Source organism: Marinobacter sp. 1-4A (assembly GCF_016597725.1).
Classification (GTDB): domain Bacteria; phylum Pseudomonadota; class Gammaproteobacteria; order Pseudomonadales; family Oleiphilaceae; genus Marinobacter.
This window is the reverse complement of record NZ_VCGY01000006.1, coordinates 188,650-204,880: the sequence shown is the minus strand read 5'-3', so window position 1 is coordinate 204,880 and position 16,231 is coordinate 188,650. Positions and strand designations below refer to the sequence as shown.

Genomic DNA, 16,231 nt, shown 5'->3' with positions numbered 1-16,231 from the left:
ATGTATGAAATAAAAGCGTATGTCAGAGAAGTGATGGCAGAGCATGTGGTTGATGCTCTGGCCAAAGTTAAGGGGGTGGCAAGCATTGCTGTCGTGTCTCTCAACGAATTTGGTCATCTGGTTGGCGATGAATCGCCTCTGGAGAAAGTGCAGATGGTCAAGCTGGAAGTAGATGTAGCGACCGATGCTGTTGCCGATGAAGTTGTGGACATCATTGTGCGAACGAGCAGGACCCGGGATGGGCACCCGGGGGATGGCAAGGTACTTGTATCCCGCCTGGTCCAGGCCGTTCGTATTGAAGACGGTGCGACCGACGAAAGCGCACTCCAACCCACTTCAATCTAGTCCCTTCCTGGAATGAGACGGTGGCATCGCGGCGATTGGTCGCGAGCTGCCGTTCTTAGCCTCATTGAGAAGCGCTGCAAAGAGTTTTTAGCGACTCATATCTGAACTGTTTTTCCGAATTCAAACTCATTTCAAAGTTCGCATTTATTATCTCGGCCTCTTCCTACCTCGTCATAGGTGCCATACGCCTATCATTTTTTGGTTATAAATCGCTTCGGGAGAAAGTCGATGAAGGCAAGCAAGCACTCGCCTCGGGCGTTGTTGTGTTCAGTACTACTATCCATTCCGCTGTTCGGTCAGGCGGAGACTGTTAATTGGGCGAGTTGGCTCACTGGCCAGATAAGCAAGCACCCGGAGGTACTGGCAGCGACAGAGCAGGCGGCTGCGCGGAAAGAGGACGCTGATGCAAGCGAACAACCGCTGTATAACCCGGAGTTGTCCGTGGGAGCAGACAGAACGGGTAGTGAGAATAACTTTGAGGCAGGGCTGTCACAAACGATCGATTGGTCTGATCAGCAGGGTGCATTAAAGGAGAAGGCAAAGCTGATCAGGCTTTCTGCGCAAGCTGGCTTGGGCGAAGCAGTTCTGACACAAACGTCTGAATCATTGTTTGCGCTTGTCGAGTGGCGCGCCACTACGCTGTTTGAGGAAATTGCTGAATCCCAACAGCAGCGCCTGGATACCTTGCTGGACCAGGTTGAACAGCGCCAGCAGGCAGGTGATCTGGGGCGTGCCGATGCAGAGCTTCTGTTTTTAAATCTATCCCGTCAGTTGAGCGAAGTCGCCCAGGCAAAGGCCGCAGTTGATCGGGCAGAAACTCAGGTTCAAGAACGTCTGCCGGACTGGAGGCCTCAGGATGGGGGAATCCCCGAGTATATATGGCCAGCGCTGGAGTCCCAGATTGGTGAGGCTGATCTGCTGTCACACCCGTCAATTGCAGTCGCTCGATCCGAGTGGCAGGTGCTGAAAAGTGAGGCAGAGGTTGCGAGACGCAAAGCCACAGCATCGCCGACAGTAGGGCTGAGCGGAGGGCGTGACGGCGGCGAGAACGTGGTTGGCCTGACATTCTCGATCCCTCTGAACGTCCGTAATAACTACAGCGCTGAAACCCGGGCTGCGAATCGACGGGCTCTGGAGGCGGAAGCGCGGTTTCAGGCGCTCTACCGGAAACGACAATATGACCTGGCAGGCGCTCGCGCTTCCTGGAAGCGATACGACAAGCAACTCCGTCGATGGAAAGAACTATCCCAGGGGCGTGTACAGCGAAGTGCCGATTTGCTTGAGAAGCAGTGGCAGGTCGGCGACCTCTCCACCTCTGAGTATCTCCAGGCGCTGGGCCAGCGCGCGGAGAGTCTGAAAACCGGTATTGAACTGGAAAAGCTGGCGCAGCTGGGCCTGATTGAGCTCTTGAGCCAGTCTGGCGAACTGATCACCCCCTTCCAATAATATTCTGGAAACTGGATATTCATCATGAAAAAAACTCTGATTTCAGTATTTGTTTTGACGCTGTTTATAGCTCCCCCTTCACTGGTGCAGGCCGAGGAAGATGCTCATAACGAGGCGGGCCACGATCATGCCGCCGGTGGCGACGATCATCGAGAAGGCACCGGTGAAGAGGATGAGTATGAGGGCGGGCATGCTGAAGAACGTGAGCATGAAGAGGAAGAAGGTCATGGCCACGAAGAGGAGAGCGATGGTGGTCATGAAGAAGCAGCTACCGCAAGCATCAATGCCAAACAGAAAGAGCTCGCCGGCATTGAGGTAGCAACCCTCGAGAGCAAGCGCGTTGACTATGAAATCTACGCTCCCGGTGAGCTGCTGACCAACGGCTATACCAGCTATCACGTGTCCCCCCGAGTTGCCTCGGTGGTGTTGAGACGTCACGTGGAATTGGGTGAGCACGTAACCAAAGGTCAGCCGCTGGTAACCCTGTTCAGTGAGACGGTGGCACAGGCGCAGGCTGATTACAGGAAGGCTTTTCCTGAATGGGAGCGAATCAGCGGGCTGGGTCGTTCCGTGGTGGGTGATCAACGGTTCAATACCGCGAAAGCCAATATTGAAGCGGCGAGGGCGACTCTGCTTGCTTATGGGCTAAACGATGATGACATTGGTGCGTTGAAGGCCAGCGGCGTAGGTAGTCTCGGTGAATACACGCTCAGGGCTCGCGTGGACGGCGCAGTGCTGACCGATGAGTTTGAGCAAGGACAAAGAGTTGAGGCAGGCCAACCGCTGGTGACTCTGGCTAATGAAAGCGAACTTTGGGTAGAGGCTCACCTGCCAGCAAACTCCGACATTGTCCTTAAGCAAGGGGCAGAAGCGGAAGTAAGAGTTGCAGGCCGAGTAGCTGTGGCAACGGTATCCCAGGAAGCTCATACCATTGACGCTGTGACCCGCACGCGAATTGTTCGGTTGGAGCTGGACAATCCGGAAGATCGTTTTCATCCCGGAATGTTTGCAGATGTGTATTTCCTTTTTAAAACCACGGAGCCGGTGCTTGCGGTGCCGGAGAGTGCGTTGATGCGAGGCGCCGATGGCGACTGGACGGTTTATGTGGAAGAGGCTGAAGCGGAGTATGAGCCTGTGGAAGTGGAACTGGGTCGCTCAATTGGCGGACTCCGTGAAATTTTCGGCCTGACTGCGGGCCAACGGATCGTTTCGCGGGGCGCGTTTTTTGTGGCCTCTGAAATTGCCAAAGGCGGCTTTGACCCACACAACCACTGATTCCGGGAGCCATTATGTTCAACCGAGTTGTCGACTGGGCGGTTCAGAACCGCCTGTTGGTTCTTATTGCGCTTGCAGTGCTTATCGCCACGGCCGCGTTTCAGATCCCAAAACTGAATCTTGATGCCTTCCCTGACGTTACAAACGTCCAGGTCGCTGTTAACACAGAGGCGCCCGGACTTGCGGCTGAGGAGGTCGAGCAGCTGATCACCTATCCCATTGAAGCGGTGATGTATGCGTTGCCGGATGTTGAGGAGGTTCGATCCATTTCCAAAACCGGGTTGTCCGGTGTCACCGTGGTCTTTAAAGAGGGCACGGATATCTATTTCGCGCGTCAACTGGTGTTCGAGCGGTTGCAGGCCGCGCGGGAGCTGATTCCGGACGGGGTCGGGGTGCCTGAAATGGGCCCGAATACGTCCGGTCTCGGCCAAGTCTACCAGTACTTGTTGATAGCGGACCCGAATTCGGGGTACGACGCAATGGAATTGCGCAGCTTGCACGACTGGCTGGTCAAACTGTTGCTGATACCGGCCGAAGGGGTTACAGAAATCCTGTCGTTTGGCGGAGAAGTTCGCCAGTACCAGGTGAACCTGAATCCGGCTCGAATGTTGTCCTATGACTTATCACAGAATGACGTCATGCATGCCCTGGAAAACAACAACTCCAATGTTGGGGGCTGGTATATGGGCCGCGGACAGGAGCAGTTGGTTATTCGCGGTATGGGATGGCTGGGCAATGGCGAGCAGGGGCTGGAGCAGATCCGTCAGGTACCCGTTAAAACCAGTGACGGCATCACAGTAACCGTGGACGATGTCGCTCAGGTGGGACTTGGCACTGAAATTCGCCAGGGTGCGGTGACCATGACCCGGAAGGACGAAGACGGTCAAGTTGAACAACTGGGTGAAGTGGTTTCTGGCATTGTACTCAAACGAATGGGGGCCAACACAAAAGCCACCATCGACGGCATCGAGGCTCGCATTGAGCGCATAAATCAGGCGCTTCCGAGTGGGGTTCGTTTTGAGCCCTATTACAACCAGGCGGATCTGGTGACCAAGGCCGTAGAGACGGTGACGAATGCGCTTTTGTTGGCTTTTGTGTTTATTGCGATTGTGCTTGCTCTCTTCCTGATGAATCTGCGAGCAACAACGCTCGTGCTGCTTTCAATACCGATTTCCATCGGTATTGCCCTGATGATCATGGCCTGGTTCGGTCTCTCGGCCAACTTGATGTCTCTGGGCGGCATTGCTGTGGCAATTGGCATGCTGGTGGACGGCTCTGTTGTTATGGTCGAGAACATGTTCAAACATCTGACGCATCCCGATGCTGAGCATGACGCCCATCGAGATGAATTGATTGAAAACGACCCCGATCCGTTGGACGCGTCACACGATGATCATGGCATTGCGCTCAGACTCCAGGAAGCCGGCCGGGAAGTGGCGCGCCCCATCTTTTTCGCCACGGCGATTATCTTGGTCGTTTTCATGCCTCTGTTCAGCTTTGAAGGTGTGGAAGCCAAGCTGTTCCAGCCAATGGCGATCAGCATCATGCTGGCCATTGTGTCCGCTGTGATCGTTGCTCTGATCGTCGTGCCTGCGTTGGCTTCGTTTGTGTTTCGCAAGGGTATCCGGGAACGGGAAAGCTTCGTTTTAAAACCTCTTGAGAAGCTTTATCGCCAGGGCCTTGACTGGTCGCTGAAACACACCCGATCTGTTGTCGGTGCTGCCGCTGTTCTTGTGGTGCTGGCGGCCCTGGTCGTGCCGCGACTCGGCACTGAGTTTGTCCCTGAACTGGAAGAAGGGACGATCAACCTCCGGGTGACGCTGGCCCCTTCATCAAGCCTTGATACGGCGATTGAAGTTGCGCCAAAACTGGAAGCCATGTTGATGGAATTTCCAGAAGTGACTTACGCTCTGTCCCGGGCTGGTCGAGCAGAAATAGGGGGCGACCCGGAGCCCGTGAACAACATCGAGATCTATATCGGCCTTAAGCCAACAGCCGAGTGGACCAGCGCCAGTAATCGCTATGAATTGCAGGCCCTGTTTGAGGAGAAGCTCGAACAGCACCCGGGGCTACTGTTTAACTTTTCTCAGCCTATCGCGACTCGGGTTGATGAATTGTTGTCAGGTGTTCGTGCGCAGTTGGCCATCAAACTCTTTGGCCCGGATCTCGACGTACTGGCGGAGAAAGGCCAGCAGATTGAAGCGGCGGTCCGAACAGTTCAGGGAACACGAGACGTCGCCATGGAGCAGATTGCTGGTGAAGCGCAGTTGGTGGTTCAGCCTGACCGTCAGGCACTCTCCCGGTACGGACTCGCCGTGTCTGATGTGATGAGTGTCGTCCGGGATGGACTGGGTGGTGCCGCCGCAGGCCAGATCATCAACGGAAATGAGCGGTACGATATCTATGTGCGTCTGGCCAAACGTTTCCGGGAGGACCGGGATGCCATTGCTGATCTCAGGTTACAAGCGCCGTCCGGGGCCTGGGTGAGACTCGGTGATGTGGCCGATGTGTCTATTGAGTCCGGCCCGCCTCAGGTGCGCCGCGATGACGTGCAGCGCCGTGTGGTCATTCAGTCCAATGTGCAGGGTCGTGACATGGGCAGTGTGGTTGCCGATATTCAAGATACCATCGCGTCAGAAGTGAACCTTCCCCCCGGCTATTCGGTGGATATTGGTGGTCAATTTGAAAACCAGCAGCGAGCTCAGAAGCGATTGGCCATTGTGGTTCCTGTATCCTTGGGTCTGATTGCGTTGTTGTTGTACTTTGCTTTCAGTTCGGTTGGTCAGGCGCTGCTGATTCTTGTCAACGTACCGCTTGCTGTCATTGGTGGCGTCTTTTCACTCTGGATCTCCGGCCAGTACCTTTCCGTGCCCAGTTCCGTTGGATTTATCACACTGTTTGGTGTGGCGGTGCTTAACGGAGTCGTTATGGTCGAAAGCATCAATCAGCGAATACAGGATGGGTTAAGCGTGGATGCCGCGGTGTTTGAAGGTGCCGTCTCCCGTTTGCGTCCTGTCTTGATGACAGCAATAACCTCGGCACTCGGTTTGATACCGATGCTATTGTCGACGGGCGTGGGTGCGGAAATCCAGAAGCCATTGGCCAGCGTGATTGTAGGTGGTCTCGTGACTGCGACTTTCCTAACGCTTTTTGTTTTGCCGGCTCTATTCACGCGCTTCTCAAGGTCTAAACTCGATGATATGCAACGGTAGAAAAGAGGTGGAAATACACAGTTTTGATCGCGAGCAGGGGAGGGTAGTCCCTCCGTCATAGCGGGGCGGAGGAATTATGGTTGTGCTCTACTCTGGGAAAGGAAGCACAACTGTAATTCTGGCGCCCCCCGTTTCTGAGGGGCCAATGTTCATCCGTCCGAAATTGTCTTCTAGTATTTCGGACACGATGGACAGTCCCAATCCAAATCCAGAAACGGTTTCGTCAAGCCGGGAACCTCTATCCATCACTTTTGAGGCCGCTTCTGGAGTAATCCCAGGGCCGTCGTCTGCAACTTCTATCGTTAGCCCGGAATCGGTCTGGCTTATTGAAACGTCAATCTCAGCCTGACTCCACTTCCCGCCGTTTTCGAGCAGGTTACCGAATAACTCTGATAGGTCCTGACGCTCCATGGGCCAACTGAAGTTATTCGGCAAGGATGTATTAATACGGAAACTCTTATCGGGAAAGATTTTTTCCATGACAGAAATGACGTTGTTCGCTATTTCAATCGGCAAACATGTTTGCCCCATCTGCCTGCCGGAGATATCTGCCTTGCTCATGCGGTAGTTCAAGGACCGGCTTAGATCCTTTAGGTTGGAGGTCATGAACTCTATGTCGTCGCGGGACGGAGGTAATGAACCAGTGTCTGACAAGATTGCGAGATTGGCAGAGATCGAGGTCTTGACCATGTGAGAAAGATCGGAATTGAGGCGGCGGTGGCGGTCAAGGCGACGACTTGCTAGTTCAAGTAGGTTATTGAACTGTTTGATCAGCGGACTGAACTCCTCTGGTGCGTCAGGATTCAAACGAGGTTGTTTGCCAGATTGCAGTCTCCTCATGTCTTCCTTGATGTGTTCGATCGGTTTCAAAGCCAGGTAAGTAGTGGTGCCTACCAGAGCCAAGAGAACAACAAGTAATATTGCGGAGGCAGCCAGCAAGGTCAGGTGAGCCCCACTGGATCGCTCAGCTAGTCCGCTTTCCATTTCCAAGATGGTGATTGACGAAAGCGAACTATCAATTCCGACACCACGTTTTAATCCGAGAAGGCGATCCGCACCGTGGGATATTTCGACAAAGCCCGCCGGCTTTTCTGAGATCATACGCAACTTCGTTTGATTTACGTTGTTACTGGCAATGACGCTTCCATCTTTCATTTCAACAATGAGGGCGTGTTCCAGTAGCAATTGGAATTGATCGATCATGCTTCCGATCTCGTCGGCCGTCGGCATTTCGTTTGCAATGATGGTTTGAAAACTCTCCACCTCTTTGTCAAGACGATGTTTTCTGGACTCGTTCGAAAGCTCCTCTATCACATAGGTGTGTGAGAAAAAAATAAGCAGAAAATACAGGATGCTAAAAACCATGCCATATTGGAGTGCAGTTTTTCGGATGCTTTTCTGCGCTGTCATGAGGGTGCTTTTGTCGATTGAGCGGAAGGGTTCAGTTGAAAGCAAACAGAGGTGTTCCGGTCCGAAAGCATAGTTGGAATCGAAGCGTGCCGCAACGGGTGCGAACCTGAGGGAGGGCGGCTCTGGCCTTCAGATAGGTCTGGCCTAGTCTTATTTTCTCAGGCATTGAAAAATTAGGTTTAGTGTCATCAAAGCCGACCTGAATGGCTTTTGAGCTAGGGGTAAACGCTAAAAAAACGTTTCATCACCATAGATTTTCAAGTGTGTTTAAAGTTTCGATGTTCTACTGATCATCCGAGGCCATTGAATTTTGTCGGTCTAATTGGAATAAATATCGGAGCCGTTTTATGAAGAAAGTATCCATGATTCTAGTAGCTTCTTTCCTGGCAAGTGGTGCTTCAATAGCCCTCGCAGGAGGGCAAGCGGACAGATACAACGAGGCAAGAACCTATCCTAATAAGAGCATAGATGAACGTTCCTCCCAGTATCGTGTGGAAGAGATCGAGACCATCAAAAAACTGAAGGAAGAACATAGATTGATTAAAGAGTTGATTGGGGATCTTTTGGCAAAGCAATAACATTTATCGTTGTTTATTTGGAGCCAGGCGCGCAATTGCGTGGCTCCAAGATTAGTTTGATGATAGATTTTGTTAATTTTTCCAAAAACGGCGAAAGTCGCGCTTTAAGGCTGATCAATTTCGAAAAAAAGACAGAGTGCAAAAAGTTGGAAATTTGCATTCTTTACTCAGAGTTTTTTTAGTAGTATTCATGACCAATTAAGACCTACCTCTATTTTCCTAATAGAACCATATCTTATCTCGAATTTTTGCGTTAAAAATATTCTACTTTAGTGATATTTTTATTTCAGTTTTTGTTCCTATTTGGTGCGCATTATTAATGAGTGCACTATCGTCGAGCAATGCGAAACTATGAAGCAAAATGTTCATTGCATTGAATGATTAAATATTCAACGGATTTTATTAACTATGGACCTGATTTGACAATAATTGCTCATAAACTAAGTCTCTAAAAGTTGGCGCAAAATATGCAGTCATTGTAGATGCGTTATTCGATGCGCAAATAACTAAGCTGTCAAAATTTAAGGTGAAAACGATGAAAAGACGTATCTCGACTAAGGATTGTTTGCTAAGTGTTGGTTTGCTCGTAACCCTCCAAGCGGTCCCGTTAATTGCCAACGCTAATGTAAGTGCAAATTTAGGTGTAACAAGCAACTACTTATTTCGTGGTGTGACACAAACAGATGGCTCAACGGCGACGCAAGGCGGGCTTGACTACGAACATGCGTCGGGGCTTTATTTTGGCGGCTGGGGCTCCAATGTGGATTTCGGCGATGGGACGAGCTATGAGCTTGATCTTTATGCTGGCTTCTCCGGTGCAATCGAGGATATTGGTTACGATGTTGGGTACATTTATTACTCTTACCCTGATGCTCCTGAATCTATTGATTTTGGCGAAATATACGGAGAGTTGAATTACAGCATTGCATCTATAGGTGTTGCTTACACAGCAAACAGCGACGTAAGCGGCGATGGGCTGTTCGTTCAAGGCGATATCTATTATTACGCATCTGTTGATGTGCCGCTGGAAGACGATTTCAGCACAGGTGTTTTGATTGGCTATTATGATTTCACTGATGATAGCAAGGCGTCTATTGGCGAGGCGAGCTACGGACATGCAGCTGTCAACATCACCAAAGATGCGGAGAGCTTTGGAGCTTTTAGTGTTAATCTGGAGTACGCTGATATCGATTCAAGTAACGCACTTGGTTCGGTCAATTCGGACGACCCGAAGTTTTGGCTGGGCTGGACTAAGTCCTTTTAATCTATTTGGTATTTTTCACCGAAATGGTTAATCGTTGAGAAAGCTGGCCCGGTTTGTGGGCCAGCGCATTTATCTGGCGAGCCCTGGTCCTTGAGGAAAATGGTTAAATCACAGTAAAATCATTTAAGCTTCAACCCTTTTTTGAAGAGAATCTCTTGCAAAGTAATATCCTTGTCCTCTCAATGTTTTTATTCGTTTTTTTCCGAGTATCTTTCTGAGTCTGGCTATGTAGACTTGAACGACATTTCTGGTTGGGCACCTTTCGATATTATAGAGTGCTTCAACAAGTTCGTCCTGTGAGAAAACTCTGTCAGGAGAGCGAAGAAAGCATTGTAAAAGGCGGTACTCCGTTGCGGTTAGTCTGAACTCTTTATGATCGGGAGTTGTTAGGGTTCTATAGGTTGCATTAAGTAGAAAACCATCCACGATGATCTTATCAGTTGCTCGCCCGTCTTTTCTTCGTATTATGGCGCTAAGTCGAGCTTTTAGTTCATCGAATTCGAAGGGTTTTGGAAGATAATCGTCTGCGCCGGCATTCAAGCCCTCAACTCTCTCTGTCCAGTTGGAGCGAGCAGTTAAAATAAGAATAGCCTCATCTTTGCCACCGCTTCTCCACTTCTGCATCAAGGAAAGTCCGTTCTGGTCGGGCAGTCCGATATCGAGTATAATCGCCTGATAACTGCATGTTTCTACGAAAGAATTGGCCTCTGCGCCGTTTTTGGCTACATCAACAGTAAAGTGTTCCTTCGCAAGCCAACCAGAAATTTTTTCTGCGAGTATCGCGTTGTCTTCGACAATTAGAACCTTCATCTATAAGCGCCGTCTCTGGATGTTGGAAAATTGTGGCTGTCGCCCTTCTCGAGAGCAAATCAAAATTAGCTAAGAGACCGGACTTCAAGCGACCCGCTATAACAACAGACGAAGCTGAATCTAGCTTGAAAAAGGCATTACGGTGAGGAAAGTTTTCTATACAAACACTATCCACATGTGATCGCTTAACCACATACCAGGTGGCCGGGTCAACGATTGATCACCGGGACCGCCCTGGGAAGGTCAACTATCACGGACAACCCACTTTTCGGAGCAGGTGAGAAGTTGAGGGTTCCACTGTAGCGTTCGACAATTTCTCGAACAATCGCCAGCCCAAGGCCATGGCCTGGGGTCTGCTCGTCCAGCCGCAACCCCCGTCGACCCAGATTGCCGATTTCAGCGTCCGCGACGCCGAGCCCATCGTCTGTTACGCCGATCTGCAGATTTCCGGAGTGTTGAACGAGTGACAGCTCCACGCATCGTTCCGACCATTTGCCTGCATTGTCCAGAAGGTTGCCCATGATTTCATTCAGGTCGTGCTCCTCGATCGGCCAGCGGGCGTCCTCCGGCAGGGAGCTCGACAGTTCAAAGGACTTTTCCGGGTATAGTCGCCCCAGCATCCAGACTAGATCCCGTGCCTGTTTCAGAGGGTAAGCGCTTTTCCCAACCTGTGGCCCTGCAAAGCGACTTCGGCGCATCTCGGCTTCAAGCTGTTTGTCGATGTCATTGAGTCTCGCGGTCATCTGAAGGCGGAGATCGTTGGAGAGCGGACGACTGGTGTCCTCAAGAATCTGCCGGACGGCCGCAATGGGGGTTTTGACGCTGTGAGACAGATTCGCCAGCGCATCCCTTGATCGTTCCAGGCGTTGATCCAGCGAGTCGAGCAATTGGTTGAGCTGCTGGACCAGCGGTCGAAATTCCTCAGGTGCTTGGACATGAATCCGCGAGACCTTGCCATCCTGAAGTCGCTTCAGCGTGGCCTTCAGTTCGACGACAGGGCGCATGGACAGATTGATACCGAACCAGATCACAACGACCAACAGCAGAATCAGCAGAATAGAGACGATGGCCGTCCACCCGTGCAACTCTGCCTGGCTGCGTTTCAGTGCGCCAAGATCCTCGGACACGATCACTACAATCGGCGTATCGCCGATCCGGAACGACTTTCGGTACGCAAGAATGCTCTTTGGGCCTTCGACGGTGTCCGCATCCCGAACACGAACGGTCCCATCCTTTGCTGATTCTATTAACGACGTTAACACCGGTGCCCAGGAATCCGGGGAAATGATCGTTCTGGACGGAGAATGTATGGCGAAGGCGTGGTGAAAGACTTCCTGAAAATAGTCACCAGTCTGGAGACTGTCCAATTGACCGCCAGAATCACGAATCTGATGCTCCAGAAAGGCGACCTCATCCTTGAGACGTGTCTCGACGAATTCCCGGGACATCCGGTCCAGTAAGAGGCCGTGAACCAGCCATGCAAGCCCCATTAGCGCAATGCCCGCTGGCAGTAGCAATAAAAGCAAGGTGCCTGGGCGCGCAAAGATCTGTCGCCGAAATGTCAGAAGCCAAAGTGGAGGGCTCAGATACTTGGGCCGACCCGGTCATCAAGTATGGCATTGCGCCTGAAACTCTAGAGGGACCTAATACAGTTGGGCATCGCTTTGAGGTAAGCCAGCAGCTGCCCTGGCCGGATCATCTGTCGGCGTCTCGCAAGGCAGCGGAGGCCGGAATGCTTGCCGCCCAGCAGGAGACTCAGTGGCTAATAAGGCAGCTGACAGCTCGCGTTAAGGAGGCGTATGCATATTGGTGGTATACCAATGAAGCGATCAATCTCCATCATGAGACACGCGCTTTGGTAGAGCAACTGGCCACCGTAACGGAACAGAGGCTTGACTATGGCATCGGCTCGCAAAGTGAAATGCTCAGGGTCAAAACGGAGTTGGACACTCTAGATGCCAGACTAGTAGAGCTGCAAGCGGAAAAGGCCGGGCTAGCCAGCGACCTGATTCCTCTGCTTGGGCGTCGTCCGACGGGGGCCAGTTTGCAACTGACGGAGGCATCTGAAACGCTTCTGTTCGCCGATGGACAGTTGGAACCAGATCATCCGCTGATTCGGGCAGCCGAGGCAAGGGAAGCCGAGGCGCGCGCGCGGCTGGATGTTGCCGAAGTCGATCGTAGACCTACGTTCACAGCTAATGCCGGCTATAACAGCCTGTGGGCTGACGAGAGAAAACGTTGGGTCGTCGGCATTGGCGTTCGGATTCCATTTAGTGGGCAGCGCCAGCACAGCGCCGTTCGAAAGGCGACTGCCGAAGCCTCACAAAAACGATGGCTGGCCACTCAGGCTCAGCGGGAATGGCGGGCTTCGATCGCTAAACTGAGGGCAAGCGTTGAGGCCGGCCATGGTCGCCTGAACATCCTCAACGAGCGACACTTGCCAAACCAGCGCGCGCACTGGGAAGCCAGTCTGAACGAGCTGGCCAGTGGCACTGGCAGACTGGAGGACGCAATAAATAGCGCAAGACAGCTTACTGGGGTCAAACTCCGTCGAGCTGGGGTGATCCGTGATCTATATAGTGCCTCGGCCGGATACGAAGCCCTGATACCGGTGCGTACTATCAATGCGTTAAATTAAAGAGGTAATTCAATGGTCAAGTCTTCGGGCATTTTGGATAGCACCAGAAAGTTCCATTCCAAATGCCCGAAGACTCGAAAAAACCACTTGGACCAAAACTCATGAACCTTCCTGAATGTTCGCTTTGCGACCTTTGCGATGATTGCGAAAGTTTCTATCCAAGACGTCGATTATTTTCTGGGGGGATTGCACAGTGAACTAACAAGCAAGGCGATTGTAAAAGCCCTCAATGCGGGACAGCGCGTTATCCACTGCTCTGGAATAGCCTTTTTTATTGAGGTAATAGCTGAACTGCACACTTACCCGGTAGCCAGTCTGGAAAGGGCGGCATTCTACAACGCGGGCGCAAACCTTCGATTCATTGATGTACTTACCCTCAAAATCCATATGCAAGCGTGTGCCGGGCTCCAGAGGTCGTGGGCATAGCAAAGCCATTCCGTAGCGGTTCAGATCAAGGCAGGTGGCCTGAAAAGGCTGCTTGTTTTTGGTGAAAAAACCACGTTCCCGAACCTGCACTCTCAGGCAGGAAGCAGGGTAGCGACCTTTGATTCGACGATCTTCGGAAACACTCATAATAAGTCGTCATCCGTTGCATATTTTGTAGTTTTTATAGCCGACGTTAAGACTAAAGAATAATAGTCACAAGATGAAGTGTAATGATTGAAAAAAGTTGAGAACAACAATAAAACAAAAAACGTGAGCTTGGTCACGCGGTGGCAGTTACGGGGTGTTTGCCACAATTCTCTCTCCCGAGCGCGACAGACCGGTTCACAGAACCTACAATGACCGGCCAATGAGTCAACTGTTACAGGACCCAACCTTGAAGTCACTGCCTCTGCATCAGCTTTATAAAGCCTGTGTTCTGAAAGAACTGCCGTTCAAATCCACCAGACAACTGGAGCCGCTGGCAGAAATTGTGGGCCAAAACCGCGCTCAGGAAGCTGTGCGCTTCGCGCTGGCCATGCCCCATGGCGGTTATAACGTATATGCCGTGGGCCGAAACGGTCTGGGTAAGCGCACCATGATGCTGCGCTATCTTGAGCACCACTTGGATACCGAGCAGCAAAGCCACGACTGGTGCTATGTCGCGGATTTTGAGGAGCCCCGTGTTCCCAAGCTTCTCCAGTTGCCTGCAGGAAAGGGCATGCGGCTTAAGCAGGACATGGAAAAGCTCATGAGCCGGTTGGTGAAAGTGATTCCCCAAACCTTCGACAGCGATAGCTTTCTTGAGCGTTCGGAACAGCTGAAAGAAGAATACGGCAAAAAGCAGGAAGACGAGCTTGAGAAAGTGGCCGCTCAGGCCCGCCGTAAAAAAGTCAGCCTGACCATTACGACACCTGGCGGTTACCGCCTTGTGGCGATGAAAGGTGACAAGCCGCATACCGCAGAGACGTTTAAAGAATTAACGGATGCGCAACGCGATAAGTTTGAAGACTCCATCAACAAGCTTGAGAAAAAGCTTCGCCAAGCGCTTCGTAAGCTGGCTGACTGGGAGCAGGAGTATGCAGATAAACAGCAAGCGCTAAACAAAGAAACTCTGGAAGGCATATCCGGACATCAGATTGATGAGCTGATTGAGAACTACAAAGGCCTTCCGGATGTGGTGGCCTACTTCGAAGCGGTGCGGGCAGATTTGGTTGAGAACCTCGAGATTTTTCTCGACGACAACGAAGAGCAGGCTGCCATTGCCTATGCGTCGCTGGATAAGAAGATGCCGCGGCGCTATCTGGTGAATGTCGTGGTGCACCAGAAGACTAACGAAGTACCTATGGTGGTTGAGGATAACCCCACGTATCACAACCTATTCGGGTACGTTGAGAATGTTACCTACAAGGGCACCGTATTTACTGATTTCTCTCTGATCCGGGCAGGCAGTCTGCATCGGGCCAACGGCGGCTACCTTCTGATGGATGCCATCAAAGTGCTGGAACAGCCCTTCGTGTGGGATGGCCTCAAGCGGGCACTGCGTTCCAAGTCTATCCAGATTAACTCGCTTGAGCGCGAGCTTACGCTCTCTGGCACTATCTCCATTGAGCCGCAAGCTGTGCCGCTGGATGTGAAGCTTGTGCTATTCGGTGACCGTGAAACCTGGATGTTGTTGCAGGACTATGATCCCGAGTTTGCAGAACTGTTCCGGGTGACAGCAGATTTCGAGAACGAGATGTATCGTTCCGAAGACAGTCAGGTCACCTATGCAAAGTTTATTGCCAGTGTTGTCAAAGAAAAGAACCTGCTGCACTGCACCAACAAAGCTGTGGCGCGAATTATAGAATACAGTGCCCGCATGGCCGAGCATCAAGACAGGCTCTCCCTGCATGCCGCCAACATCGCCAACCTGCTCCGGGAGTCGGACTTCTGGGCCAGACAGGCAGATGCCAAGCTCATTCAGGACATTCATGTAGAAAGGGCTCTGGAGAGCGCCAAATACCGAAGTAGCCGTATTCGTGATCAGTTTTACGATTCGATCCGCGATGGTTCTACACTGGTGTCAACCCAAGGCTCGGTTGTTGGTCAGGTGAATGCGCTTTCTGTGCTCTCTACTGGCGGGTTTGAATTTGGCTTGTCCAATCGCGTCACGGCGACCTGCTATTATGGAGACGGTGGCATTATAGACATTGAGCGAGATGTAAAACTGGGCGGCAATATTCACTCCAAGGGCGTGATGATTTTAAGTTCCTGGCTTGCTTCGCACTTTGCCGTCACTGATCCGATGCACCTGTCTGCCAGCCTTACCTTTGAGCAAAATTACGGGGAGGTAGACGGCGATAGTGCTTCGTTGGCGGAACTCTGTGCGTTGATATCCTCGCTATCTCGAATCCCTGTGCGTCAGGAACTGGCCATTACCGGTTCCGTCAACCAGTTTGGTGAAGTGCAGCCGATTGGAGGCGTGAATGAAAAAGTCGAGGGCTTTTTTGCGACCTGTCAGCTTAAGGATGGTCTGACCGGAACACAGGGCGTGATTGTACCAGCCAACAACGTGCAGAACCTGATGTTAGACAGCGAAGTGGTGCAGGCTGTTCGGGATAAGCGCTTTGCTGTTTACTCTGTTTCAAGTGTTGAGGAGGCAGTAACGCTGCTGTTGGGCAAGCCAGCTGGTAAGGCAGACAGCAAAGGCAACTATCCGAAACACAGTGTTTTTGGCATTATCCAGCAACGGCTTGAGCAAATGCGCGAACACGAGCGCCAGGAACATGCCCGGGACGATCAGAAAGATCCGTCAATCCATTGACCGGTCGGCATAATAAAATAGACA

General features: G+C 51.7%; 12 protein-coding genes. 8 read left to right on the top strand and 4 right to left on the bottom strand.

The window, feature by feature from the left end; genetic code table 11:
- From FE845_RS14250 to FE845_RS14235, 4 genes are all read left to right on the top strand, one after another.
- On the top strand, positions 1-345 hold the full coding sequence (locus tag FE845_RS14250; RefSeq protein ID WP_007151691.1) for a P-II family nitrogen regulator: 345 nt from the start codon (positions 1-3) through the stop codon (positions 343-345).
- A 228-nt stretch (positions 346-573) separates the two neighbouring features.
- Complete coding sequence (locus FE845_RS14245) at positions 574-1,791, top strand: TolC family protein (protein ID WP_200365837.1); 1,218 nt, start codon at positions 574-576, stop codon at positions 1,789-1,791.
- A gap of 24 nt (positions 1,792-1,815) precedes the next feature.
- Complete coding sequence (locus FE845_RS14240; protein WP_200365835.1) at positions 1,816-3,066, top strand: efflux RND transporter periplasmic adaptor subunit; 1,251 nt, start codon at positions 1,816-1,818, stop codon at positions 3,064-3,066.
- A gap of 14 nt (positions 3,067-3,080) precedes the next feature.
- Positions 3,081-6,278 carry an efflux RND transporter permease subunit gene (locus tag FE845_RS14235; protein ID WP_200365833.1) on the top strand — a complete coding sequence of 1,066 codons (3,198 nt, stop codon included), beginning with the start codon at positions 3,081-3,083 and terminating at the stop codon, positions 6,276-6,278.
- Between the two features lie 87 nt (positions 6,279-6,365).
- Here the strand turns inward: FE845_RS14235 and FE845_RS14230 are convergent, their stop codons facing one another.
- Positions 6,366-7,688, bottom strand: a complete 1,323-nt coding sequence (locus FE845_RS14230) for a sensor histidine kinase (protein ID WP_041646046.1) — start codon at positions 7,686-7,688, stop codon at positions 6,366-6,368.
- A 347-nt stretch (positions 7,689-8,035) separates the two neighbouring features.
- On the opposite strand from FE845_RS14230, the gene FE845_RS14225 reads away from it, so the two are divergent.
- A complete protein-coding gene (locus FE845_RS14225; protein ID WP_014575748.1) occupies positions 8,036-8,266 on the top strand; it encodes a hypothetical protein in 231 nt (76 codons plus the stop codon).
- A 535-nt stretch (positions 8,267-8,801) separates the two neighbouring features.
- Positions 8,802-9,530 (top strand): TorF family putative porin, encoded by a 729-nt coding sequence (locus tag FE845_RS14220; protein ID WP_041644866.1) that lies wholly within the window; start codon positions 8,802-8,804, stop codon positions 9,528-9,530.
- A 123-nt stretch (positions 9,531-9,653) separates the two neighbouring features.
- On the opposite strand, the gene FE845_RS14215 is transcribed toward FE845_RS14220, so the two are convergent.
- Together FE845_RS14215 and FE845_RS14210 are read right to left on the bottom strand one after the other, a co-directional pair.
- Positions 9,654-10,340, bottom strand: coding sequence for a response regulator transcription factor (locus FE845_RS14215; RefSeq protein ID WP_200365831.1), 687 nt, complete (start codon positions 10,338-10,340; stop codon positions 9,654-9,656).
- 209 nt (positions 10,341-10,549) lie between these two features.
- A complete protein-coding gene (locus FE845_RS14210) occupies positions 10,550-11,830 on the bottom strand; it encodes a sensor histidine kinase (protein ID WP_226595800.1) in 1,281 nt (426 codons plus the stop codon).
- Positions 11,831-11,898: 68 nt separating this feature from the next.
- Between FE845_RS14210 and FE845_RS14205 the strand changes: the two genes are divergently transcribed.
- The gene (locus FE845_RS14205) at positions 11,899-12,978 is read left to right on the top strand and encodes a TolC family protein (RefSeq protein WP_133005111.1); all 1,080 of its coding nucleotides are present in this window, start codon (positions 11,899-11,901) and stop codon (positions 12,976-12,978) included.
- Between the two features lie 198 nt (positions 12,979-13,176).
- Here the strand turns inward: FE845_RS14205 and FE845_RS14200 are convergent, their stop codons facing one another.
- Complete coding sequence (locus FE845_RS14200; RefSeq protein ID WP_227714368.1) at positions 13,177-13,551, bottom strand: PilZ domain-containing protein; 375 nt, start codon at positions 13,549-13,551, stop codon at positions 13,177-13,179.
- Positions 13,552-13,798: 247 nt separating this feature from the next.
- Here FE845_RS14200 and FE845_RS14195 point away from each other — a divergent pair, with 247 nt between their 5' ends.
- Entirely contained in the window at positions 13,799-16,207 is a 2,409-nt protein-coding gene (locus FE845_RS14195; protein ID WP_200365940.1) for a Lon protease family protein, read from the top strand.
- The last annotated feature ends 24 nt before the right edge of the window (positions 16,208-16,231 follow it).